This is a genomic window from Serratia grimesii (assembly GCF_900186025.1).
In the GTDB taxonomy this organism is placed as follows: Bacteria; Pseudomonadota; Gammaproteobacteria; order Enterobacterales; family Enterobacteriaceae; genus Serratia; species Serratia grimesii.
In genome coordinates this window covers 3,691,451-3,714,691 of the sequence record NZ_LT883155.1, presented here as the reverse complement: position 1 = coordinate 3,714,691, position 23,241 = coordinate 3,691,451, and the positions used below count along the sequence as shown (strand labels likewise).

General features: G+C 53.9%; 21 protein-coding genes. 11 read left to right on the top strand and 10 right to left on the bottom strand.

The window, feature by feature from the left end; all coding sequences use genetic code 11:
• Positions 1-1,194, bottom strand: a complete 1,194-nt coding sequence (locus SGBXF1_RS17490; RefSeq protein WP_186427265.1) for an efflux RND transporter periplasmic adaptor subunit — start codon at positions 1,192-1,194, stop codon at positions 1-3.
• 175 nt (positions 1,195-1,369) lie between these two features.
• Between SGBXF1_RS17490 and SGBXF1_RS17485 the strand changes: the two genes are divergently transcribed.
• Entirely contained in the window at positions 1,370-2,050 is a 681-nt protein-coding gene (locus SGBXF1_RS17485; protein ID WP_186427264.1) for a response regulator transcription factor, read from the top strand.
• 5 nt (positions 2,051-2,055) lie between these two features.
• Entirely contained in the window at positions 2,056-3,381 is a 1,326-nt protein-coding gene (locus tag SGBXF1_RS17480; RefSeq protein ID WP_037424103.1) for an ATP-binding protein, read from the top strand.
• A gap of 296 nt (positions 3,382-3,677) precedes the next feature.
• Here the strand turns inward: SGBXF1_RS17480 and crr are convergent, their stop codons facing one another.
• The 5 genes from crr to cysZ form a co-directional block, all read right to left on the bottom strand.
• Entirely contained in the window at positions 3,678-4,187 is a 510-nt protein-coding gene (gene crr / locus SGBXF1_RS17475) for a PTS glucose transporter subunit IIA (protein ID WP_037424016.1), read from the bottom strand.
• A 49-nt stretch (positions 4,188-4,236) separates the two neighbouring features.
• Positions 4,237-5,964, bottom strand: coding sequence for a phosphoenolpyruvate-protein phosphotransferase PtsI (gene ptsI / locus SGBXF1_RS17470; RefSeq protein WP_037424013.1), 1,728 nt, complete (start codon positions 5,962-5,964; stop codon positions 4,237-4,239).
• Between the two features lie 46 nt (positions 5,965-6,010).
• Entirely contained in the window at positions 6,011-6,268 is a 258-nt protein-coding gene (gene ptsH, locus SGBXF1_RS17465) for a phosphocarrier protein Hpr (protein ID WP_004936458.1), read from the bottom strand.
• 395 nt (positions 6,269-6,663) lie between these two features.
• Positions 6,664-7,632, bottom strand: coding sequence for a cysteine synthase A (gene cysK, locus SGBXF1_RS17460; protein WP_037424010.1), 969 nt, complete (start codon positions 7,630-7,632; stop codon positions 6,664-6,666).
• 183 nt (positions 7,633-7,815) lie between these two features.
• Positions 7,816-8,577 (bottom strand): sulfate transporter CysZ, encoded by a 762-nt coding sequence (gene cysZ / locus SGBXF1_RS17455; RefSeq protein ID WP_037424008.1) that lies wholly within the window; start codon positions 8,575-8,577, stop codon positions 7,816-7,818.
• Between the two features lie 221 nt (positions 8,578-8,798).
• Between cysZ and zipA the strand changes: the two genes are divergently transcribed.
• The 3 genes from zipA to SGBXF1_RS17440 all read left to right on the top strand — a co-directional run bounded on the left by zipA (position 8,799) and on the right by SGBXF1_RS17440 (position 12,112).
• Positions 8,799-9,797, top strand: a complete 999-nt coding sequence (zipA, locus tag SGBXF1_RS17450; RefSeq protein ID WP_186427263.1) for a cell division protein ZipA — start codon at positions 8,799-8,801, stop codon at positions 9,795-9,797.
• A gap of 78 nt (positions 9,798-9,875) precedes the next feature.
• Complete coding sequence (ligA, locus tag SGBXF1_RS17445; RefSeq protein WP_186427262.1) at positions 9,876-11,897, top strand: NAD-dependent DNA ligase LigA; 2,022 nt, start codon at positions 9,876-9,878, stop codon at positions 11,895-11,897.
• Complete coding sequence (locus SGBXF1_RS17440; protein ID WP_061808100.1) at positions 11,897-12,112, top strand: DUF3820 family protein; 216 nt, start codon at positions 11,897-11,899, stop codon at positions 12,110-12,112. Before ligA ends, SGBXF1_RS17440 begins: the two co-directional genes overlap by 1 nt.
• A gap of 35 nt (positions 12,113-12,147) precedes the next feature.
• On the opposite strand, the gene SGBXF1_RS17435 is transcribed toward SGBXF1_RS17440, so the two are convergent.
• Positions 12,148-13,140, bottom strand: coding sequence for a bile acid:sodium symporter family protein (locus tag SGBXF1_RS17435; RefSeq protein WP_037423997.1), 993 nt, complete (start codon positions 13,138-13,140; stop codon positions 12,148-12,150).
• A 96-nt stretch (positions 13,141-13,236) separates the two neighbouring features.
• Here SGBXF1_RS17435 and SGBXF1_RS17430 point away from each other — a divergent pair, with 96 nt between their 5' ends.
• Positions 13,237-14,157, top strand: coding sequence for a LysR family transcriptional regulator (locus tag SGBXF1_RS17430; protein ID WP_130381615.1), 921 nt, complete (start codon positions 13,237-13,239; stop codon positions 14,155-14,157).
• On the opposite strand, the gene SGBXF1_RS17425 is transcribed toward SGBXF1_RS17430, so the two are convergent.
• Both SGBXF1_RS17425 and SGBXF1_RS17420 read right to left on the bottom strand, forming a co-directional pair.
• Positions 14,158-14,634 carry a FlxA-like family protein gene (locus SGBXF1_RS17425; RefSeq protein ID WP_186427261.1) on the bottom strand — a complete coding sequence of 159 codons (477 nt, stop codon included), beginning with the start codon at positions 14,632-14,634 and terminating at the stop codon, positions 14,158-14,160.
• A gap of 59 nt (positions 14,635-14,693) precedes the next feature.
• Positions 14,694-15,242, bottom strand: a complete 549-nt coding sequence (locus SGBXF1_RS17420) for a nucleotidyltransferase family protein (RefSeq protein WP_186427260.1) — start codon at positions 15,240-15,242, stop codon at positions 14,694-14,696.
• Between the two features lie 212 nt (positions 15,243-15,454).
• Between SGBXF1_RS17420 and SGBXF1_RS17415 the strand changes: the two genes are divergently transcribed.
• Both SGBXF1_RS17415 and eutC read left to right on the top strand, forming a co-directional pair.
• Positions 15,455-16,840, top strand: a complete 1,386-nt coding sequence (locus SGBXF1_RS17415) for an ethanolamine ammonia-lyase subunit EutB (RefSeq protein ID WP_186427259.1) — start codon at positions 15,455-15,457, stop codon at positions 16,838-16,840.
• Positions 16,837-17,628 (top strand): ethanolamine ammonia-lyase subunit EutC, encoded by a 792-nt coding sequence (eutC, locus tag SGBXF1_RS17410; protein WP_130381607.1) that lies wholly within the window; start codon positions 16,837-16,839, stop codon positions 17,626-17,628. Before SGBXF1_RS17415 ends, eutC begins: the two co-directional genes overlap by 4 nt.
• Here the strand turns inward: eutC and SGBXF1_RS17405 are convergent.
• Complete coding sequence (locus tag SGBXF1_RS17405) at positions 17,607-18,509, bottom strand: LysR family transcriptional regulator (protein ID WP_186427258.1); 903 nt, start codon at positions 18,507-18,509, stop codon at positions 17,607-17,609. The genes eutC and SGBXF1_RS17405 overlap by 22 nt on opposite strands.
• Before the next feature lie 437 nt (positions 18,510-18,946).
• Between SGBXF1_RS17405 and budA the strand changes: the two genes are divergently transcribed.
• The 3 genes from budA (at position 18,947) to SGBXF1_RS17390 (ending at position 23,185) form a co-directional block, all read left to right on the top strand.
• Positions 18,947-19,726 (top strand): acetolactate decarboxylase, encoded by a 780-nt coding sequence (gene budA, locus SGBXF1_RS17400; RefSeq protein WP_037423980.1) that lies wholly within the window; start codon positions 18,947-18,949, stop codon positions 19,724-19,726.
• A 39-nt stretch (positions 19,727-19,765) separates the two neighbouring features.
• Positions 19,766-21,451, top strand: a complete 1,686-nt coding sequence (gene alsS, locus SGBXF1_RS17395) for an acetolactate synthase AlsS (protein WP_061808095.1) — start codon at positions 19,766-19,768, stop codon at positions 21,449-21,451.
• 138 nt (positions 21,452-21,589) lie between these two features.
• Complete coding sequence (locus SGBXF1_RS17390) at positions 21,590-23,185, top strand: ABC transporter substrate-binding protein (RefSeq protein WP_186427257.1); 1,596 nt, start codon at positions 21,590-21,592, stop codon at positions 23,183-23,185.
• Positions 23,186-23,241 lie beyond the last annotated feature (56 nt).

Sequence of the window (23,241 nt, the reverse complement as noted above, 5' to 3'; positions counted from 1 at the left end):
TTATATTCCCATTGGCGGCGGGCCCATACGGCGCGTGCTGCTTTTGGTTGCGGAATTCACCTGGCTGACAATGACACTCTCACCGGCTAATAGGCCGCTGATAATCTGTGCATCGACGTTGTTGTTAATACCAACTTTTACCGGACGTCTGACAATGTTGCCTTGCTTGTCGACCACCTGCACCCAGTCTCCTTGTAAGGCCGTTGCGGGGATGACCACGGCGTTCTCTGCCTTGGCTAACACGATATACACCTGTGCGGTCATTGAGATACGTAGCGCACCGTCAGGGTTGGCGACGTCGAACAGACCGTTGTAGTAAATTGCGGTGCTGGAGCTGGAGGAACTGCTGGAGCTGCTGGTACTGGACGATGTGGTCTCATCATTGATGGAATCCGGGGCCGGTTCAATCGCCCGCAATGTGGTGCGGTAGCGCTTACCTGGTTCACCCAGGATGGTGAAATAGACCGGCATGCCGGTTTTTACCTTGACCACGTCAGCTTCAGAAATCTGTGCTTCGATGGTCATGGTTGCCAATTGAGCGACTTTGACGATGGTCGGTGCGCTTTGTACCGCATTCACCGTCTGCCCAGCTTCCACCGGTAACGCGACGATGGTGCCGTCTATCGGCGAGGTGATTTTGGTGTAACCGAGGTTAACTTGTGCTGTGTTGACCGCAATCTGCGCCTGGACGATTTGCGCATCCAGCGCATTAACATCGGCGCGTGTGGCAATCAGTGTGGCCTGAGCATTGTCCAAATCTGCCCGTATACCGACGCCATGCGCCACGATAGCTTGCTGACGCTGATAGGCGCGCTCATTGTTGTGTAATGCCGCCATTTTTGATGCGCGTTGCGCCTGAACGTTTTTCAATGCCGCCTCTGCGTCCCTCAGGGCATTCTGCTGGGTTAAGTCGTCAATCTCAGCGACCCGTTGCCCTTTATGTACTTTATCGCCCAGCGCCACGTACAGGGCCTTTATCTGACCAGACACCTGTGCGCCGACGCTGACCTGTTTTTGCGCTTCAATGGTGCCGTCAGCCAACACCGTTTGTTCCAGGTCGCGCGTTTGCGCCACCGCAGTGATATAACGGGGAGGCGCTGTATCACCTTGAGATCTGAAGTAGAGAAATAGGGCGATAGCAGCCACAATAACAGTGGGCAGCAGATAGCGTTTTGAGCGTTGAAACGATGGCATGACGATGAAGTTCCCTGGCATAAAAGCGCGGTAAAAATCTGTTGGCACTAATTTAACGCGCCGCCGATGGGTCTGCGGTTAAGTGGCGTTCAGGAATATGTAAGGATTGAGTAAAACCGGCTGCGAAGCAGACAAATAGGCGTGAAAATGGCGAAAATCCGCGAAGGAGCAAGGCATGAAAATTTTATTGGTCGATGATGACCTCGAACTCGGCACCATGCTGAGCGAATACCTGACCGGCGAAGGGTTTAACGCCACGCTGGTACTGACTGGCAAAGCCGGGGTGGAAGGCGCGCTGTCGGGCGACTATACCGCGATGATCCTCGACATCATGCTGCCGGACATGAGTGGCATTGACGTCCTGCGCGACGTGCGTAAAAAGAGCCGTATGCCAATCATTATGCTGACAGCCAAAGGCGATAACATCGATCGGGTTATCGGCCTGGAAATGGGCGCTGACGACTACATGCCTAAGCCGTGCTATCCCCGTGAGCTGGTGGCACGTTTGCGTGCGGTGTTGCGTCGTTTTGACGAGCGCCCGGATGAAGTGGACGACGAGGTTGTTATCAATTTCGGTGAGCTGAGTCTTAACCCGTCTACCCGTAGCAGCGAATGGCGTGGCAAGCCGTTTGATCTGACGGCTTCCGAATTCAACCTGCTCGAGTTGCTGTTACGTGCGCCTGAACGCGTAGTATCAAAAGATGAGCTGTCAGAAAAAGGTTTGGGACGCCCGCGTGAAGCTTATGACCGCAGCGTTGATGTCCATATCAGCAATATCCGGCAGAAGCTGGGTGCCTTGACGGACAACGTGTTAAGTATTGAAACGGTGCGCAGCATCGGCTACCGAATCCGATAATGCCCATGCGCGGAAGACTCTTCTGGAAAATCCTGCTCGGCTTCTGGCTGACCTTTATCATCATGACCCAGGCATTGTGGGTCGCTTTTTCATTGTACGGCGATCGCTACGAGCCGCCGGAAAACGCAATGGCTCGGCGAGTGATTGCGCTGCATTTAACTTCTGCCGCGACACAACTGCGCAGTGGTGGAATGCCGGCACTCGAGGCGATGCTGAAAGACTGGCCGGAAGATGACCGGCGCTTGCTGTCCGTGACTCCGCTGGCGCAACCGCCGGCACCGGCACCGGAGGAACCGGTGTTTGAAGGCCGTCGGATGCCGAAAGCGGTTACAGAATGGGTGGCAGGCGAGGGGGACGGTAAGGGCTATCTGCTGAGCTACGACATGCGTGGCCTGCGGGAGGAGTACCGCCCGAACAAGCGCTCGCATTTCTTCAATATCCCCGCTCCGATGCTGTGGGTAGGCGGGTTGGCGGGGTTGTTATTCAGTGCGGTGTTGGCCTGGAACCTGACCCGGCCGATGCGCAAACTGCGCGACGGTTTTGATCGCGTGGCACAGGGCGATTTATCGGTGCGTTTATTCCCTGCGATGCGCCGCAGACATGATGAGCTTTCTGAGGTGGCGCGTGACTTTGACAGCATGGCGGAACGGTTAGAGTTGCTGGTCAGCGCTCGAGAGCAGTTGTTGCATGACGTCTCGCACGAGTTGCGTTCACCGCTGGCCCGTTTGCAGTTAGCCATTGGTCTGGCGCGACAGAATGAAGGTAATGTAGAAAACTCGTTGCAGCGTATTGAGCATGAAGCAGGGAGGTTGGATAAAATGATTGGCGAGCTGTTGGCGCTGTCACGCGCCGAAAGCAACAATCTGCCGGATGAAGAGTATTTCGATTTGTACGGACTGGTGGATGCGGTGGTGAGCGACGCACGCTACGAAGCGCAGGTTCCGGGAGTGGATATTGTGCTGCAAGCCAGTTCGGACGTGGAATATACCGTTAAAGGGAATGCCGAGCTGATGCGTCGCGCAGTGGACAATATCGTGCGTAACGCGCTGCGTTTCTCCAGCCACGGACAGCAAGTGACGGTGGTGCTGACGCGTATCGATCAATTGTTCCAGATAGAGGTCAGCGATCAGGGGCCTGGAGTGGAAGAGTCGAAGCTGTCGAGCATTTTCGATCCCTTTGTACGTGTGAAATCAGCGCTGTCAGGTAAGGGATACGGGCTGGGGCTGGCGATCACCCGCAAGGTGGTGCTGGCGCACGGCGGTCAGGTTGAAGCGCGCAACGGCGAACTAGAGGGGTTGGTTATTACCCTGCGCATCCCGCGCTGGTCATAACAGACTATCTTACTTGCCATTTTGAACCAGGGCAGTGCCCGCGTCCTCACGTACTACGTGTACGCTCCGGGGGCTACGCGCTGTCCATGTTCAAGATGCCTGCGTCGTAACGTCTATTACAGCCGGTATACCCAAAGGATTTCGAATTGCAGCCAGGCGGCAAGCGTGGGTAATCCCCGTAGCTTACACTGGTGAGTGGCTTGGGTAAGCACAAGCAGCCAACAACGCTGCAGTTTGAAAGACGAAAGGGATAAAAAAAACGGCGCACTGGGCGCCGTTTCTATGGTCATTCGCGATTACTTCTTGATGCGGATGATCGGGGTCTCGCCAACGGTGACGTTACCGGACAGTTTGATCAGCTCTTTGATCTCGTCCATGTTGGAGATAACAACCGGCGTCAGGATAGACTTGGCTTTCTCTTCCAACAGTGCCAGGTTGAACTCGATAACGACGTCGCCTTTCTTGACGCGCTGACCTTCTTCAGCGATGCGTTTGAAGCCTTCGCCTTTCAGTTCAACAGTGTCAATACCGAAGTGGACAAACAGCTCGATGCCGCTGTCGGATTCGATAGAGAAAGCATGGTTGGTTTCGAAAATTTTGCCGATAGTGCCGTCAACCGGGGCAACCATTTTGTTGCCTGTTGGTTTGATAGCAATACCGTCGCCAACGATTTTTTCAGCGAATACTACGTCAGGTACATCTTCGATATTAACGATTTCGCCAGAAAGTGGAGCTACGATCTCGATAGTGCCCGTGTCTTTCTTGTCATCAGAAACCAGAGATTTCAATTTATCGAACAAACCCATGATCTTCTCCTAAGCATTAAATTGGGCGGCGTTCCAGTGTCGTGGAAGTTTAGCAGAGCGTCTTTTCTTCGATGAATTTATTCACGCAATTCATCAGATCTTGCGCCGTTGGCTGTGCCAAGGCTTGCGCTGCCAACGCCTTCACATCTTCGAAATTAGTATTACGAATAATTTTCTTGATGCGCGGGATTGAAATCGCACTCATGCTGAACTCATCCAGCCCCATGCCCAATAACAACAGTGTAGCACGCTCATCGCCAGCCAGTTCACCGCACATACCGGTCCACTTGCCTTCTGCATGAGATGCATCAATAACCTGTTTGATCAGGCTAAGTACTGATGGGGACATCGGGTTATAGAGATGAGAAATCAGCTCGTTGCCGCGATCTACTGCCAGAGTATACTGGGTTAGATCGTTTGTCCCAATACTAAAGAAGTCGACTTCTTTTGCCAGGTGGTGAGCAATCACCGCCGCCGCTGGTGTTTCCACCATCACGCCGACTTCAATTGTTTCGTCAAACGCCTTGCCTTCTTCACGCAGCTGCGCTTTCAGCGTCTCGATTTCACCTTTCAGATCGCGGACTTCTTCCACGGAAATGATCATCGGGAACATGATGCGCAGTTTACCGAACGCAGAGGCACGCAGAATAGCGCGCAGCTGAGCGTGCAGGATTTCTCTGCGGTCCATGGCGATACGGATGGCACGCCATCCAAGGAACGGGTTCTCTTCTTTCGGCAGGTTCATGTACGGCAGATCTTTGTCGCCGCCGATGTCCATGGTACGGACAATCACAGCCTGTGAACCTACGGCTTCCGCAACGGCTTTATAGGCCTGGAATTGCTCGTCTTCGGTTGGCAGTGAGTCACGATCCATAAACAGGAATTCGGTACGATACAGGCCGACGCCTTCAGCGCCGTTGCGCTCTGCACCTGCGACGTCGCGCACGGTGCCGATGTTGGCGCAGACTTCAACCTGATGACCGTCCAGCGTAATTGCCGGCAGATCTTTCAGTTTGGCCAGATCGTTTTTCTCGGTCACGTACTGGTTCTGTTCGGCTTTCAGCTGATCGATAACGTCAGCAGTTGGGTTAACGTAAATTTTATTGTTAACCGCGTCCAGAATCAGGTAATCGTCGTTCTTAACCTGCTTGGTCACGTCGCTGGTGCCTACGATTGCCGGCAATTCCAGAGAACGGGCCATGATCGAGGTGTGAGACGTACGACCGCCGAGATCGGTGATGAAGCCCAGAACTTTGTCCAGGTTCAACTGTGCGGTCTCTGACGGGGTCAGATCGGTGGCAACCAGGATCACTTCGTCCTGAATCGCGCTCAGATCGACGATAGCCAAGCCCAGAATGTTCTGCAGCAGGCGTTTACCGATGTCACGTACGTCGGCTGCACGTTCTTTCAGGTATTCATCATCCAGTTCTTCCAGTGCTTTCGCCTGGCCTTCGATGATGGTGTAGGCAGCTGCGTCTGCAGAAGCCAGATCGTCTTTGATTAGGGCTATGATTTCCTGCTCAAGCTCTTCGTCTTCCAACAGCATGATGTGGCCTTCGAAGATCGCTTCTTTTTCTTCGCCGAAGGTTTCGCCAGCTTTGGTCTTGATCGCTTCCAACTGCTCGGACGCTTTGGCGCGGCCAGCAAGAAAACGTGAGACTTCCTGCTCTACATCATCTGCAGAGATTTTCTTCCGGTTGATGACAATTTCATCTTCTTTCAGTAGGAGAGCCTTACCAAAAGCGATACCCGGTGATACTAAAATGCCTGAAATCATAACCCTACCTTACTCTTGACTGGTGTTAACTAAGAAGACGGGCCGATTACTCAAGCTCTGCCATCAGTTTTACCAAGTGCTCAACGGCTTTCTGCTCGTCTTCACCTTCAGCGGAGATGGTCACTACGGTCCCTTGAGTCAGCCCCAGAGTTTGCAGTTTAAACAGGCTTTTGGCGCTGGCGCTTTTACCGTTAGAGGTCACGGTGATGTCAGACGTGAAGCCTTTAGCTTCTTTAACGAACTGAGCGGCAGGGCGAGTGTGCAGACCATTCGGAGCGGTAATAGTAACTTCTTGCTGGAACATTGATGTTTCCCCAACTTATTGGTGTGTTGTGGAGCTAAAGTTTAGCCCAAGGGTGTGACTTTAGCTTGTCTGGTTAGCGCCTGACTATGGTACAGGGGCGAGCATTGATGCAACAGAAAACGACGAGTTAGGCACTTCAGATCAAAAAATTTGGCTTCTGTCGTCGTTTCAATCAGCTCCCCATTATGCCGTGTTTAACGCATCAGCGACAAACGAGTAAATCGATTCAGCTTAAACAAGGAATGAAGAGTGATTAATTTTGCGCACCGAAATAATGCACCGTTAAATACTAAAGCTGGCAGGTAAAATCAATCTTTGACTGCTATAAACTTTGATCCAGTCCACAAAAAAGCACCCCGAAAGGTGCTTTTTTAGCGATTTGTGCACAGTGGGCACTACTGTTGCAATTCTTGCTCAGTGAACAAATCAGCGAACAGGGCGGTGCTTAAATAGCGCTCGCCGGAGGACGGCAGGATCACCACGATAGTTTTGTCGGCGAATTCAGGTTCTTCGGCCAATTTCACTGCTGCCACCACTGCGGCACCTGAGGAAATGCCCGCCAGAATGCCTTCTTCGTCCATCAGACGGCGTGCCATGCTGATGGCTTCGTCGTTGGTGACTTGTTCGACGCGGTCGACCAGTTTGAGGTCCAGGTTGCCAGGGATAAAGCCTGCACCGATGCCCTGAATTTTATGCGGGCCTGGTTTGATTTCTTCACCGGCTAGCGCCTGGGTGATGACCGGTGAGTCGGTAGGTTCCACAGCAACGGTGGTAATTGCCTTGCCTTTGGTATTCTTGATATAGCGGCTGACACCCGTCAGCGTACCGCCGGTACCCACACCGGAAATGAATACATCCACTTCACCATCGGTGTCGTCCCAGATTTCTGGGCCGGTAGTTTGCTCATGAATGGCTGGGTTAGCCGGATTGCTGAACTGTTGCAGGATGATGTAACGGTTTGGATCGGTGGCGACGATTTCTTCAGCCTTGGCGATCGCGCCCTTCATGCCTTTTGCGCCTTCGGTCAGCACCAGGTTGGCACCCAGGGCTTTGAGCAGTTTACGGCGTTCGATGCTCATGGTTTCTGGCATGGTCAGCGTCAGCTTGTAACCACGCGCCGCGGCGACGAACGCCAGAGCGATACCGGTATTGCCGCTGGTTGGCTCCACCAGTTCTTTGCCGGCGACCAGGATGCCGCGTTTTTCTGCGTCCCAAATCATATTGGCACCGATGCGGCACTTAACGCTGAAGCTAGGGTTGCGAGATTCAACCTTAGCCAGAATGCGTCCGTTGCCGATACGGTTCAGACGAACCAGCGGCGTATGGCCGATTGTTAATGAGTTATCTTCATATATCTTGCTCATAGCCCGTCCTTTAACTCTATGAAAATGTGGGGAACATCGAAAGCATACGCTAACAGTACCGGCAGGGAAGTAAAGAATTGGTATATCTATATGTTATTAGGAAATAAGTTTTAAGCACAAGGATAAGGGCGCAAATTGCGCGCCCTGTCGAAGAATTAATCGTAATGCGGGGCCGAAAATGGCTTAGGATCGTACGAATTGCGTGCGATAACGGTCGACCCACATGGCGGTGGCGCCGCAAACCGCGACCGGCAGGATAACCAGATTGAGGATTGGGATCATGGTGAACAGGCTAACCATCGCGCCAAACTGTAAGTTGTCGGTTTTATGCTGACGCAGTGCGCTGCGCATATCGGCGAAGCTCACCTTGTGGTTATCGAACGGGTAGTCGCAATACTGGATAGCCAGCATCCAGGCGCTGAACAGGAACCACAGCACAGGCGCTACAGTCTGGCCAATGCCTGGAATGAAATAAAGAATCAGCAACAGCAAGGCGCGGGGCAGATAGTAAGCCAGCTTGCGCCATTCACGCGCCATAATACGTGGCAGGTCTTTCACAATGCCGAAGATACCGGTGTCCGGCAACGGCTTGCCGGTCAGGCTACCTTCCAGCTGTTCAGCTAACAGGCCACAGAACGGCGCAGCAATCAGGTTGGTGATGGTGCTGAACAGATAACTGAACACCAACAGCACGGAGATGACCGCCAGCGGCCACAGCAAATAGCTCAGCCACTGCAACCAGCTAGGCACATGGCTCATCATACTCGGGATCCAGTCGCCGAGTTGACTGAACAACCACCAGAAGGCGGACCCCATTAGCAGTACGTTGACCAGTAACGGCAATACGACATAGCGTTTAATCCCCGGGCGCGAAATCAGGCGCCAGCCTTCGGCAAAATAATGAAGGCCGTTGGTGGGGTGAGAAGGTGACTGCGTATAGGACATATCTTAAGTTATCTCTTTGTCTGAACAGGCATCGCTATCATATCGGGATGATTTTCTACTGGCTAGGGTGACATTGGCTGAAAAAACAGCAAAAAAAGGCAGTGTAATCATCTTTATTGGCATAAAGTTCAGCACGGACTTGCACTTGTGTGCTCGGGCAAATAGAGTTAAAGAGTGAATGTTTGCCGCGGTGGCAATGTATTGGAACAACAGAGATAGCAATGATGCAGGATTTGCGTCTGATATTAATCGTTGTTGGCGCGATCGCCATAATAGCGTTGTTATTGCACGGTCTTTGGACCAGTCGTAAGGAACGCTCATCGCTTTTCCGCGATCGCCCAGCCAAACGTTCTAAGAAAGAACGTGAACAATCCCCGATCGACGATCTCGATGAAGGCGTGGGAGAGGTGCGTGTACGCTCCGCTCACCCGCAGGATGAGCCGTCCTTTGGTCATTTTGATGCCGCTCGCGAAGAACCCGTGGTTGCGCCCAAGCCTGCTCCGGCGGCTGAGCCAGCACCGCGTGCCGTTCAGCCGGCTGCTCATCAGTCTCCGCCACCGCTGTCCCAGCGGCCGGATTATGATGACATCCTGTTGGACAACTACGCGCAGGACGAAGACGATGAGCCGCAGCAGCCTGCGACACGCCGTGAACCGCGCGTTGACGATCTGCCGCCAGTGGCGCATGCAGCAGAACCGGTGTTCCACGCCGAACCTGCTCATCAGCCGCAGACGGAAGTGAAGCCAGCGGTGGTGAACGAGCCTCAGCCTGCTCCTGCTGCCATCAAACCGGCAAAACTGAAAGAAACCGTACTGGTGTTGCACGTGACTGCACATCAGGGTGGCGTGATCGGCGGTGAAGTCTTGCTGCAGAGCGTGTTGCAGGCGGGCTTCCAGTTTGGCGAAATGGGCATTTTCCATCGCCATATCAGTCCTGCAGGCAGCGGTCCAGTGCTGTTCAGTCTGGCGAATATGGTCAAACCAGGGTCCTTTGATCCTGAGATGATGTCCGACTTCTCCACGCCAGGCGTGTCGATGTTCATGATGGTGCCGTCTTATGGCGACGCTAATCAGAACTTCAAGCTGATGCTGCAGTCGGCACAGCGAATCGCCGACGATGTGGGTGGTGTGGTGCTGGACGATGAGCGCCGCATGATGACCCCGCAGAAGCTGGAAACCTACAAAGCGCGCATTCGTGAAGTGTTGGATAACAACGACTGATCGGCTGCTACGCGCACTGAATATCCGTAACAACAAAGCCCCCGCCTGCCGGGGGTTTTTTATCTTTGATGGTGAGCCATGGAATCGATAATCCAACAAATCAATCAACTACGAACCTCACTGCGCCATCACGAATATCAATACCATGTGCTGGACGCACCGGAAGTGCCGGATGCGGAATATGATCGTCTGATGCGTGAATTGCGTGAACTGGAAAGCGCGCACCCGGAGCTGATCACCGCGGATTCCCCAACCCAGCGTGTGGGTGCTGCTCCTCTGGCAGCGTTCGATCAGGTCCGTCACGAAGTGCCAATGCTGTCGTTGGATAACGTCTTTGATGAAGAGAGTTTCCTGGCGTTTTACAAGCGAGTACAAGATCGCCTCAAGAGCAGTGACCCACTGACTTTCTGCTGCGAGCTGAAACTGGATGGTCTGGCGGTCAGCTTGCTGTACGAAGGGGGGGAACTGGTTCGTGCGGCCACGCGAGGTGACGGCACTACGGGTGAAAATATTACCTCCAACGTGCGTACCATCCGTGCCATTCCCCTGCGGCTGACCGGCGACAATATCCCCGCCCGACTGGAAGTGCGTGGCGAAGTGTTTATGCCCCAAGCTGGTTTTGAGCAGATGAACGAAGAGGCGCGCCGTAAAGATGGCAAGATCTTCGCCAACCCGCGTAACGCTGCCGCTGGCTCGATCCGTCAGCTTGACCCACGGATCACCGCCAAACGCCCACTGACCTTTTTCTGTTATGGCGTTGGTCTGCTGGAAGGGGGCGAGTTGCCGCGTAGTCACTGGCAGCGTCTGATGCAGTTCAAAGATTGGGGGTTACCAGTCAGCGATCGCGCTCAACGCTGCACTGGCAGCGATGAGGTATTGGCGTTTTATCGCCAGGTAGAGCAAGACCGTACGCAACTTGGCTTTGATATCGACGGCGTGGTGGTGAAGATCGACGATATCGATCTGCAAGAAACGCTCGGCTTCGTGGCGCGTGCACCTCGCTGGGCGACGGCCTTCAAATTCCCGGCGCAAGAACAAATCACCGTGGTGCGTGAGGTAGAATTCCAGGTTGGACGCACCGGGGCAATTACACCGGTGGCACGTCTGGAGCCAGTGCTGGTTGCGGGCGTGATTGTCAGTAATGCCACGTTGCACAATGCGGATGAAATTGAACGCCTGGGCCTACGTATCGGCGACACAGTGATTGTCCGCCGCGCGGGCGACGTGATCCCACAAGTGGTGGGGGTGATGGCTGAGCGCCGCCCAGCGGACGCGCGTGAAATTTTGTTCCCACTGCATTGTCCGGTCTGCGGTTCCGATGTCGAGAGGGTGGAGGGCGAAGCAGTAGCGCGCTGCACCGGCGGGCTTATCTGTGCGGCACAACGCAAAGAAGCACTGAAGCACTTTGTTTCCCGTCGTGCGTTGGACGTTGACGGCATGGGCGATAAAATCATCGAACAGCTGGTGGAAAAAGAGTACGTCAAGAATCCAGCCGATCTGTTCCGTCTGTCCGCAGGGATTCTGACGGGGCTGGATCGCATGGGGCCAAAATCGGCGCAAAATCTGGTCAATGCTCTGGAGAAGTCCAAGCAGACCACTTTCGCCCGTTTCCTGTATGCACTCGGCATTCGCGAGGTCGGTGAAGCCACGGCCGCTAATCTGGCTGCCCACTTCGGTACGCTGGAGAAGCTGTTCGCCGCCGATATTGAAGCGTTGAAAGAGGTGCCGGACGTCGGTGAAGTCGTGGCGAAACACACGCGTCATTTCCTCGACGAAGAGCTTAACCAGCAAGTTATCCGGGAACTGGTCAGCGACGAGATAGGCATTAACTGGCCGGCACCGGTGGTAATCGTCGCGGAAGAGATCGACAGTCCGTTTGCCGGTAAAACGGTGGTGCTGACCGGCTCGCTGAGTCAGCTTTCACGCGATGAGGCCAAAGATCGCCTGACGGCGCTGGGGGCTAAGGTGAGCGGCAGCGTATCGAAGAAAACCGATCTGGTGATTGCCGGTGAAGCCGCTGGCTCCAAACTGGTGAAAGCGCAGGAGCTGGGCATTGAAGTCATCGACGAAGCGGAAATGATCCGCCTGCTGGGTGCCTGATGGAAAAAGAGAACCTGATTGAAATCGCCAACACTCTGATGCCATTCGGCAAGTACCAGGGACGGGTGCTGATCGACTTGCCCGAAGAGTATTTGCTGTGGTTCGCCCGCAAAGGGGAGTTCCCCAACGGCAAACTTGGCATGCTGATGGAAATGACGTTGGCGATTAAAATCGAAGGGCTCGACCATCTGGTCAAGCCGCTGAAGAAAGGTTGAATTGCCGGGCGCGGTACCTTGCCGCGCCCGTTTCATTATCCCCGCGCTGTTTCTGCGTTTGGCACAGCCTGTTTTTCCTGTTGTTTCTTCTGATAGCGCCGAGCCAGTACTGCGCAGGTCATCAACTGCACCTGATGGAACACCATCAGTGGTAGCACCATAATCCCAACGGTCGAGGCCGGGAACAGGATGTTGGCCATCGGGATACCGTTTGCCAGGCTTTTCTTCGAACCGCAAAACACTATGGTGATTTCATCTGCTTTGCTAAAGCCCAGCCAGCGCGCCATGTAGGTGTTGACCACTAATACAATGGTCAACAACACCAGACTGCCCACGACAATAAACACCAGTGAACCAATGCCGACCTGATGCCAGATACCGTGCGTGACTGCCTCGCTAAAAGCGGCATAGACGACCAGCAGAATCGACGTCTGGTCAGTTTTACCGATCAACTTGCGGTTGCGTTCAATCCATTTGCCGATCAACGGCCGTGACAGGTGACCGGCGACAAAGGGCACCAGCAGTTGCAGCACAATGGAACCGACCTGTTGAAGGCTGCCGGTTTCACCGTGGACGTTCATCAATAGCCCGACCAGCAGGGGAGAGACGAAGATGCCCAGCAGGCTCGAAGCCGAAGCGCTGCATACCGCCGCTGCAACGTTGCCACCTGCCAGCGATGTAAAAGCGATGGCCGATTGCACGGTAGCAGGCAGAATGCACAGGTAAATGAAGCCGGAATACAACTCTGGACTGACGTTGACTGGCGACCACCATTTAAACAGCACGCCGAGCGCGGGGAAAATAATAAAGGTGCTGAACATCACCCACAGATGCAGCCGCCAGTTATTGCTGCCGGCCAAAATGGCCTCACGCGACAGCTTGGCCCCGTGCATAAAGAACAGCAGAGCGATGGCTGCGATGGTCAGGGTGTTCAGCCAACCGACAAACTCACCGCGTGCCGGCAGGAATGAAGCCAACAGCACGGTGGCGATCAGCGTCAGAGTAAAGCGATCGGGCAAAAATCTCATGGAGGCGCACTCGGGAAAGAAATCGATGCACGCATTGTCGCGCGACGAGATATAATAATTAAATTGATTTATTTAATTCATTTATGAATAAAAAACATGAATTACTCGATTAAGCAGCTCAAAGTTTTTGTGGCCATTGCGCGGCATCGCAGTTTCAGCCGGGCTGGTGAGGCCATTGGCCTGACTCAATCGGCTGTCAGTCACAGCGTGAAAGAGTTAGAGGCAGAGATCGGCGTGCGCTTGCTTGATCGCACAACGCGTGAAGTGCTGCTGACCGATGCCGGACAGCGTCTGGCGAACCGCGTTGAGCGTTTACTCGATGAGTTACAGTCGTCATTGCTGGATGCACGTAGCTTTGGTGTGCAGCGCAGCGGCACGGTGCGCGTCGCATCAAGCCAGACTATTTCCGCACATCTGATGCCGCAATGTATCGCTGCGGGTGAAAAAAAATACCCGGATATTCGCATTATGCTGCGTGACCAGGCACAACAGCAGGTGCTTCACAGTATTCGAAACGCTGAAGTGGATTTTGGTATTGTGGTGGATCCGGTGCAGGCGATGGATCTTGATTGCGAGCCGATTCTGTACGAACCCTTTTTGTTGCTGTGCCGTAATGATCACCCGTTCGCCAGGCAACCCGAAGTGCATTGGTCGGCGCTGAATGGTTGCCGTCTGGTATTGCAGGACTATGCTTCCGGTAGCCGACCACTGATTGATAGCGCATTGCGCCAGCAAGGGGTAGAAGCCACGGTGGTACAAGAGATTGGCCACCCAGCGACGCTGTTCCCGATGGTGGCGGCGGGCATTGGCATCAGCATTTTCCCGGCGCTGGCGTTGCCGCTGCCGGAGGGGGGCCAGCTAAAAGTGCGTCGACTGGTGCCAGAAATCAACCGCGCATTGATGCTGGTGCGACGTAAAAACCGTTCGCTGACACCCGCCGCGGAGGTCATTTGGCAGGTGGTAGGGCAGCAGGCAGCGTTACTGCAACAGCAGCGCGGGCAACAGGCAGATTACTGATCAGATATACACATCCACGGCGTTGCGCGCGGTTGGGCGGTTAATACCATCACCTTTAACGGGTGTGGCACTGTCGGCAGCACTGGCCATTTGCGCAGCTTGTTGCTTTTCCATCTCTTCTTTTTGAATCCGCGCGATCTCGGCTTGCAGCATTTTAATCTGCGCCTGGATTAGCTGTTTCTGCTTTTCGATCTCTTTAGGATCACCTTCAGAGTCTTTCAGATCGACCAGTTTTTGCTGCAAATTCTGGATTTGTTTATTGAGTGCTTTGATACGCGCCGAGGCACCGCTGTCGGCAACTTTTACCTGATCGTTGCCGCCGGCTTCCTTGGTTTCTTTCATTTTGCCGCCTTCCGGCTGCTGATTGACCGGTTTGGCCATCAACAACTGGCCTTCGTTGCCAGGGGCGCTAAAGACGTTGCTGATGCCGGGTACGGTGTTTTTCACTGGGACAATCATGGTAATACTGGTCGACATAATACTCTCCCTGAGTCTTGATGTGGCTATTCAGGGTATCGGCCGTAAAGGGTAAAACTTTACCCACGAATTTGCCGCAGGCGTGGCCAGTGTTGCAGCCAACCTTTGGCCGTAACCCGTTGTTCATAGGCATTGATATCGCCGTTTTTCGTATTGAAAGTGATGGTGTCAGCAAACAATCCGTCGAGGCCGAATGGTGCCACCAATGTAATGCTGTCATCGGCATTCAGGCGTGCGCCAACCGCTGTTTCTCTCTCGGTCCAAAAGCTGATGGCATCTTCACTGTTAAGGTAGGGCGCTCGACCGCTGCGCAGGTGCATGCGCGCCTGATTTTTCACTGACCAGGGCTGCGGCATCCACTCCTGCAACCGTCTTTCCAGCATTTGGTCACGCTCTGCTTCTGGTCGCTGTGGATCATAATGAATCACGTCAATGTCATTGAGCGGTGTCGGTGTGGCGTAACCATGCAACTGGTCCCATACCAGGTTACGCACAAAGCCAGCGCCCAGGCACCAGTCATTCAGACCGAGTCGCCGTGCGGTACGCAATGCGGCCATTCTTTCACTATCTTGCTGTAACCACTGGATAATTTGCTGTTGCCGGTTCATTACCTCTCCTTTGTTGCGGCTACTTTAACCTGAAGCGCCTGCGGGCGGAATGCCGTGCATGATTTTAGTGCATCTTATCCGGGGTTCGTTAGGTTTCTGGGAGAGGCTAATCGGATGATTTTCGGTAAAAAATAATTTCGACGATGGACTGACTACACTTGGTACAGGGTTTGCAACTTCAGGTGGTTATTCAGGGCAGAACAGGGGGCGCAATGTATCAGGCAACGCTTAGCCGGCGCAGTTACCGTTTTGGTGACTTACGCCAATTGATGGCCAAGGCATCACCGGCACGTTCCGGCGACTATCTGGCGGAAGTGGCGGCAGACAGTGCAGAGGAACGTATGGCGGCACGCATTGCGCTGGCAGACGTACCACTGAAAAGTTTTCTCCAACAGGTGCTGGTGCCGTATGAGCAGGATGAGGTTACCCGACTGATTATCGATGGCCATGATCCTCTGGCTTTTGCACCCATTTCGCATCTGACCGTGGGGGATTTTCGTGACTGGCTGCTGAGTGAACAGGCAGATAGCGAGATGTTGGCGCTGGTGGCTCCAGGCATTACGCCAGAAATGGCGGCAGCAGTGAGCAAACTGATGCGCAATCAGGATCTGATTTTGGTTGCGAAGAAATGCCGGGTCGTCACGTGCTTTCGCAATACCATCGGCCTTCCTGGCCACCTCAGCGTGCGGTTACAGCCCAATCATCCTACCGACAGTTTGCAGGGGATTGCTGCCAGTATGCTCGATGGCCTGTTATATGGCAGTGGTGATGCAGTCGTCGGTATCAACCCGGCCAGCGACAGCCTGCCGTTACTGGAAAAATTGAACTACATGCTGGACGACATTATTCAACGTTTCGCGATTCCTACACAATCCTGCGTGCTGACGCATGTAACCAATACGCTGCGTTTGATGGATCGTGGTGCGCCGGTGGATTTGGTGTTTCAGTCTATCGCCGGCACTGAAGCGGCCAACAGCGGTTTCGGTATTAATCTCGCACTGCTGGCAGAGGCTCAGCAGGCGGCGCTGAGCCTCCATCGCGGTACTGTAGGCAATAACGTTATGTACTTCGAAACCGGACAAGGCAGCTGTTTGTCCTCCAATGCACACCATGGTGTTGATCAGCAAACGTGTGAGGCGCGCGCCTACGCGGTAGCGCGTCATTTCTCCCCGTTGCTGATCAATACCGTGGTCGGGTTTATCGGTCCGGAGTATTTATACGACGGCAAACAGATCATCCGTGCCGGGTTGGAGGATCACTTCTGTGGCAAATTGCTTGGCCTGCCATTGGGTTGTGATGTGTGTTACACCAATCACGCAGAGGCAGATCAGGACGATATGGACACGTTGCTGACGCTGTTGGCCACCGCCGGATTGACCTTCCTGATAGGCGTACCGGGCGCGGATGACATCATGCTCAATTATCAAAGCACTTCATTTCACGACGCGTTGTACATCCGTGAATTACTGGGACTGAAGCACGCGCCGGAATTCGCCGACTGGTTAACGAAAATGCACATCACTGACGAACTGGGGCGCTTGCGCGACACTGCTGCCAATCACCCATTGTTGTTGGCGCTACAGGGAGAGAGAGGATGAGCAAACCGGTCCACGTCAACAGCTGGGACGCGCTGCGTGCCTTCACCGACGCACGTATTGCACTGGGGCGCACAGGGTCCAGCTTACCGACCCAGGAGTTGCTTAAATTCGGTTTGGCGCATGCGCAAGCGCGCGATGCGGTACATCAGCCGTTCGACAGCGATACGCTGGCAGAGACGTTACAGCAGCAAGGCTGGCAGACGTTGACGGTGCACAGCCTTGCTTGCGATCGCACCGCTTATCTCAGTCGGCCAGATCTGGGGCGCAGGCTGGCGTCGGACAGCCGCAATCTGTTGCTGGGCCTAACGGACAAGCCCGCTGATTTATTGCTGGTGGTTGCAGATGGCTTGTCCTCCAAAGCGGTACATCGTCAGGCGCTGCCCTTGTTACAGGCATTACGGCCTTATCTCGAACAGCTATCACTCTCGGTGGCGCCCGTGGTTCTGGCGCATCAGTCTCGGGTCGCGCTTGGGGATGATATTGGTGAGTGTTTACGGGCCAGGGCGGTCGTGATGTTGATCGGCGAACGACCGGGGTTATCATCGCCGGACAGTCTGGGGATCTATCTCACCTGGGGACCGAACACCCAGCGGCGTGAATCGGAGCGTAATTGTATTTCCAACGTGCGCCCAGAGGGATTGGATTATCCGCAGGCAGCGTTCAAGCTGGCGTGGTTGCTGGAGCAGGCTTTCCAACGCCGTTTGACCGGAATCGAACTGAAAGACGAAAGCGACAACCCGGCGTTGTATGGCCGAATATCACCACTTCATTCCCAACTGGGTGGCTGACCGATGTTTTGCTTCAGTAAGGTAATGAACAGGTTCAATCGGACTGACATTTTTGCTACGGGCCGCAGCAGGTAAATACCTTGCTGCTCCTGACGCGGATCTTCCAGTACTTGTATCAATCGACCAGCCTGAATATCCGGTCCTACAACCCAGTTGGGTAAAAAGGCGATCCCCATTCCCATCAGCGCTGCCTGGTGTTGAGCGGTAAAGTCATCGCAACGCAGCACCATACTGCATCGACTCATTAGCGGAACATTGAGAATTTGTGCCCAGCAGGCGGGCTGCTGTTTGTGGTAGCGAGCAATCAGGCGATGCTCAGGTAACGCATTCAGATCGGCTGGTTGCCCGTAGCGGGCGAGATAGTCGGGACTGGCACACATCACCCAGCGTTGGGTTGCTATGCGGCTGGCGTACAGCCCACTGTCTTTTTGTTCGCCGATGCGAATGGCGGCATCCAGAAGTTCTTGTGTCGGGTCGGTTTGGCGCTCGGTTAAATCCAGCTCAACAAATAACTGCGGATAGCGTTCGGCTAGGGTCGGTAACAGCGGCAAGATGTACGTCTTGCCAAAGGTTGGCAGACAGCTGATGCGTAAAGTGCCCTGTGGCATATCACTTAACGATGCCAGTTCGGCTCGAATATCGGTGATATCCGCCAGCAACGCGGCTGCTCTGGCCTGCAGCATTTCCCCTGCGTCCGTCAGCATCAGACCACGTGTTGAACGGATAAACACAGTGGCACCCAGCGCGCTTTCCAGCGCATCAACATGGCGAACCAGTGAAGAGGGCACCATGCCCAGCTTGCGAGCGGCAGCGGAGAAGCTGCCGAGCAGGGCGACTTCAAGAAATATGGGTAGATGTTCTACATAACGGGCGTCATTCATCTTTGCATTATATGCAAAAGCGTTTCTTATGAATACCAGGTTCTCCGTTCACCGTATTGAAGCTACTCTTTTTGGGGGCTTACGGCAGGTAAGAGTTTGCTGTGATCCTCACCGCTCAGAGAGAAAATGCATAAATCGTGCGGTTTTAAGAACATTAGATAACAGGTTTTTCTCAGGTTCCAGCGTGTGCCTGTGACATTGATAACTGCTTCAACACCAGATTAACCGTTCAATTTGACACTCTATTTACCAACAATGATTAGTGAATCTAAACCGTTGTTGATGTTGAGTGTCGCCGGCCAGCCGTGCCGGTTTTTTTGTCGCCATTGGCTGAATCGTTCCAACCGAACGGGCCATAGGCGACATCTTTGCTCACCCTCATGTGAGCATTTTGAACGCGCGGGGTATATCACTCCGCGCTGGTGGAGGAGTAGGTTATGAACGAAAACCACGGCTGTTCTTGTGCGCAGCATTTGGCGCAGGGGTTTGCCAGGCAGTCGCTGAGCGTTGGGGAGGGCGAGATTTATCAAATCTCGCTGATGAGCGCGTTAATCAGCGGCGTTTACGAAGGGGAGACTACTATTGCCGAATTGCTCAGGCACGGTAACTTCGGCCTGGGCACTTTCAATCACCTTGACGGTGAACTGATCGCCTTCGACAAGGAAATTCACCAGTTACGCGCCGACGGTAGCGCGCGGCCGGCCAGCTTGCAGCAAAAAACCCCGTTTGCCGTTGTCACCTTTTTCCAACCGAGCATCACCCAACACTTTGATCGTCCGATCACCAAGGCGCAACTGCACCAGTGCATTGACGAGCAAGTTGCTTCACCAAACCTGTTCTGTGCAGTGCGTGTTGACGGTGAGTTCAGCCATGTGGAAACCCGCACAGTGCCTCGTCAGGAGCGTCCTTATCGCCCGATGTTAGAAGCGATCGAGGAGCAGCCTACATTTGCTTTCCGTCAGCGGAAGGGCACGTTGGTCGGTTTCCGTTCGCCTGATTATATGCAGGGCGTTGGGGTCGCCGGTTATCACGAACATTTTATCACCGACGATCGTAACGGTGGTGGTCACGTACTGGATTACCAACTCGACCATGGCCGCCTGCAATTTGGTGTGATCACCCGTCTCAATCTTCAGTTGCCGCATGATGCGGATTTTCTGCGTGCCGACCTCTGTCCAGAGGATTTGGATCGCGCGATTCGTTCTGCCGAGGGTTAATTCCGCGACAGTCTTGGGTTTATTTTCAGGAGGTATTCCATGAGCAAGGCAAATACAGACCATAACTGGTCATGCGGCGCAGATTTAGTGGTGAAAAATTTGGAGGCGCAAGGCGTCAAACACGTATTCGGTATCCCGGGGGCCAAGATCGACCGTGTATTCGATTCGCTGGAGGACGCACCATCGATAGAAACCGTGGTCGTGCGTCATGAAGCCAACGCGGCATTTATGGCGGCGGCGGTCGGGCGCTTAACCGGCAAAGCCGGGGTCGCGTTGGTGACCTCTGGGCCGGGCAGTTCCAACCTGATTACCGGGCTGGCAACCGCGACTTCGGAAGGGGATGCGGTGGTGGCGTTTGGCGGGGCTGTGAAACGTGCTGATAACCTGAAGCAGACTCACCAGAGCATGGATACCGTCAGCATGTTCCGCCCGGTAACCAAGTATTGCGCCGAAGTGCATGCAGGTTCGGCTATTTCTGAAGTGATCGCCAATGCTTTCCGTCACGCTGAATTTGGTCGTCCGGGAGCCTCGTTCGTCAGCCTGCCAATGGACATCGTCAATGAGCCGGTCAGTGCGCCTGTGCTGGCGGGTTGCCGATTGCCGCGCATGGGCGCTGCTGCGACCGAGGATATTCATGCCGCAGTAAAACTGATCCAGCAAGCGAAATGCCCGGTGCTGTTGCTTGGTCTACAGGCCAGCCGTCCGGAAAATAGCGAGGCGGTGCGTCATTTGTTACACCGCACTCATATGCCGGTCGTGGGGACTTATCAGGCGGCGGGGGTGATCGACGTTAATCACTTTGCCCGTTTTGCCGGCCGTGTCGGATTATTCAACAACCAACCTGCCGATCAGTTATTGCAGAAGGCGGATCTGGTGGTCAGTGTCGGTTATGGCCCGATCGAGTACGATCCCTGCATGTGGAACAGCCAGGGCAGATTAAAACTGGTGCATATTGATGTGCTGCCGGCAGACATTGATACCTGTTACCGCCCAGACGTTGAGCTGGTAGGCAATATCAGCGCTACTCTCGACATGATGACCGAAGCCTTTAACGGGGTTGTGAGCGTACCGGCAGAGGTTGAATTGATCCTCAGTGATCTTGGCCGCCAGCGCAACGAATTGGCAGAACGCGCTGCACGACGCGGTGGCATGCCAATTCACCCGTTGCGTATCGTTAAAGAGTTGCAGGATATTGTCAGCGACGATGTGACGCTGTGTGTTGACATGGGCAGTTTCCACATTTGGATTGCACGCTATCTTTACAGTTTCCGTGCACGTCAGTTGTTGATTTCCAATGGCCAGCAGACCATGGGTGTGGCGTTGCCGTGGGCGATCGGTGCGGCGCTGGTACGTCCGGGAGACAAAGTGGTGTCGATTTCAGGTGACGGTGGTTTTATGCAATCGAGCATGGAACTGGAAACGGCAGTACGGCTGAAAAATAATATTGTGCACGTGATTTGGGTAGATAACGCCTACAACATGGTGGAAATGCAGGAGGTGAACAAATACCAGCGCAAATCCGGGGTGGAATTTGGCCCAATCGATTTTAAAGCCTATGCGGAAGCCTGTGGTGCGGTCGGATTTGCCGTGCAATCGGTGGAGGATTTGCGACCGATGCTGCGTAAAGCAATGGAAATACAGGGGCCAGTCGTTGTGGCCATTCCGGTCGATTACGCTGACAACTATAAACTGATGGCACAGATGAACTTCAGCCAGATGATTTAATTTCAGCAGACGTCTTAACCACGGGGGGCGCGGCATCCAGCACTCCCCGTTTTTGTGCTCATAATTTGTCCTTTACATCCCTAACTGCATGATTTATTGGTATCCCTCGAGTCTGATTTCTACTCTGGGGATGGCACAATGAATAAAAAAGCAATAACAACGACACTGGGATTGTTAGCGATGGCTGTGATGAGTGGTGCGCACGCCAATACGCTGGTTTATTGTTCCGAAAGTTCGCCGGAAGGGTTTAATCCGCAGTTATTTACCTCCGGTCCAACGGTTGACGCCAGTTCGGCGACGATTTACAACCGGCTGGTGGATTTCAAAGTCGGCACCGTCGAGCTGCAACCTAGCCTGGCGGAAAGCTGGCAGGTGAGTGAAGACGGAAAGCATTACACTTTCCATCTGCGGAAAGGGGTGAAATTCCAGAGTAATAAATACTTTACGCCAACCCGCGACTTCAATGCCGACGACGTCATTTTCTCCTTCATGCGACAAAAGGACGCAAATAACCCCTATCACAAAGTTTCTAACGGTGCTTATACCAACTTCGAGTCGATGGAGTTTGGCACGCTGATCAACCAGATTGTCAAAGTTGACGACAACACCGTGCGTTTCGAGCTTTCGCGGGCCGAAGCACCCTTTGTGGCCGATCTCGGCATGTACTTTGCCTCTATTCTTTCAGCCGAATATGCCGATGCCATGCTGAAAGCCGGTACGCCGCAGCGGGTGGATAACGACCCAATAGGTACCGGGCCGTTCCAATTGGTGCAGTACCAGAAGGATGCGAAGATCCTCTACAAGGCGTTTGATCACTATTGGGAAGGCAAGCCGAAGATTGATCGGTTGGTATTCTCGATCACTCCAGATGCGGCAGTACGCTATGCCAAATTGCAAAAGAATGAGTGCCAGGTGATGCCGTTCCCTAATCCGGCGGATCTGGCACGGATGCGCCAAGATCCCAATATTCAGGTGATGGAAAAATCTGGGCTGAATATCGGTTTTCTGGCGTTCAATACCCAGAAAAAACCGCTGGATAACCTCAAGGTGCGACAGGCCCTGGCGCTGGCGGTGAACAAGCCGGCGATCCTCGAAGCGGTGTTCCACGGCGCGGGCCAACCGGCAAAAAACTTACTGCCACCGACGCAATGGGGCAGTAATGCCAAGATTGAGGATTACCCGTACTCACCGGAAAAAGCTAAACAGCTGCTACAAGAGGCGGGTCTGGGGCAGGGTTTTGCTATCGATTTGTGGGCAATGCCGGTGCAGCGTCCGTATAACCCGAATGCCAAACGCATGGCGGAGATGATCCAGTCTGACTGGGCGAAGATTGGTGTGAAGGCAAAGATTGTTACCTTCGAGTGGGGCGAATATCTTCAGCGGATAAAAAATGGTGAGCATCAAACGGCATTGATGGGGTGGACTACTGCCAATGGCGATCCGGATAACTTCTTCGGGCCTCTGTTTACCTGCGTTTCAGCCAACGGGGGTTCAAACTCGGCCAAGTGGTGCTATCCGCCGTTTGATAAGTTGATCCTACAGGCGCGTGAAGAGAACGACCATACTAAGCGGGTGGCGATGTACGAACAGGCGCAGGTGATGATGCATGAACAAATGCCGGCAATGATGATTGCTCACTCGACCATTTTTGAACCGGTGCGCAAAGAGGTGAAAGGTTACGAGATTGATCCGTTTGGTAAGCACATCTTCAAACAAGTCTCACTGGAGAAATAATAAAACAGGGGCTGCATTGGCAGCCCCTGGGGTCGTTGGCAAAGGGTTTAGCCCTT

Coding starts and splice junctions, on each gene's coding strand:
- zipA (WP_186427263.1), top strand. CDS start 8,799: ATGATGCAGGATTTGCGTCTGATATTAATCGTTGTTGGCGCGATCGCC.
- alsS (WP_061808095.1), top strand. CDS start 19,766: ATGAGCAAGGCAAATACAGACCATAACTGGTCATGCGGCGCAGATTTA.
- SGBXF1_RS17485 (WP_186427264.1), top strand. CDS start 1,370: ATGAAAATTTTATTGGTCGATGATGACCTCGAACTCGGCACCATGCTG.
- SGBXF1_RS17390 (WP_186427257.1), top strand. CDS start 21,590: ATGAATAAAAAAGCAATAACAACGACACTGGGATTGTTAGCGATGGCT.
- ligA (WP_186427262.1), top strand. CDS start 9,876: ATGGAATCGATAATCCAACAAATCAATCAACTACGAACCTCACTGCGC.
- SGBXF1_RS17425 (WP_186427261.1), bottom strand. CDS start 14,634: ATGTCGACCAGTATTACCATGATTGTCCCAGTGAAAAACACCGTACCC.
- SGBXF1_RS17480 (WP_037424103.1), top strand. CDS start 2,056: ATGCGCGGAAGACTCTTCTGGAAAATCCTGCTCGGCTTCTGGCTGACC.
- SGBXF1_RS17405 (WP_186427258.1), bottom strand. CDS start 18,509: ATGAATGACGCCCGTTATGTAGAACATCTACCCATATTTCTTGAAGTC.
- SGBXF1_RS17490 (WP_186427265.1), bottom strand. CDS start 1,194: ATGCCATCGTTTCAACGCTCAAAACGCTATCTGCTGCCCACTGTTATT.
- ptsH (WP_004936458.1), bottom strand. CDS start 6,268: ATGTTCCAGCAAGAAGTTACTATTACCGCTCCGAATGGTCTGCACACT.
- cysK (WP_037424010.1), bottom strand. CDS start 7,632: ATGAGCAAGATATATGAAGATAACTCATTAACAATCGGCCATACGCCG.
- budA (WP_037423980.1), top strand. CDS start 18,947: ATGAACGAAAACCACGGCTGTTCTTGTGCGCAGCATTTGGCGCAGGGG.
- ptsI (WP_037424013.1), bottom strand. CDS start 5,964: ATGATTTCAGGCATTTTAGTATCACCGGGTATCGCTTTTGGTAAGGCT.
- eutC (WP_130381607.1), top strand. CDS start 16,837: ATGAGCAAACCGGTCCACGTCAACAGCTGGGACGCGCTGCGTGCCTTC.
- SGBXF1_RS17420 (WP_186427260.1), bottom strand. CDS start 15,242: ATGAACCGGCAACAGCAAATTATCCAGTGGTTACAGCAAGATAGTGAA.
- SGBXF1_RS17430 (WP_130381615.1), top strand. CDS start 13,237: ATGAATTACTCGATTAAGCAGCTCAAAGTTTTTGTGGCCATTGCGCGG.
- cysZ (WP_037424008.1), bottom strand. CDS start 8,577: ATGTCCTATACGCAGTCACCTTCTCACCCCACCAACGGCCTTCATTAT.
- SGBXF1_RS17435 (WP_037423997.1), bottom strand. CDS start 13,140: ATGAGATTTTTGCCCGATCGCTTTACTCTGACGCTGATCGCCACCGTG.
- crr (WP_037424016.1), bottom strand. CDS start 4,187: ATGGGTTTGTTCGATAAATTGAAATCTCTGGTTTCTGATGACAAGAAA.
- SGBXF1_RS17415 (WP_186427259.1), top strand. CDS start 15,455: ATGTATCAGGCAACGCTTAGCCGGCGCAGTTACCGTTTTGGTGACTTA.
- SGBXF1_RS17440 (WP_061808100.1), top strand. CDS start 11,897: ATGGAAAAAGAGAACCTGATTGAAATCGCCAACACTCTGATGCCATTC.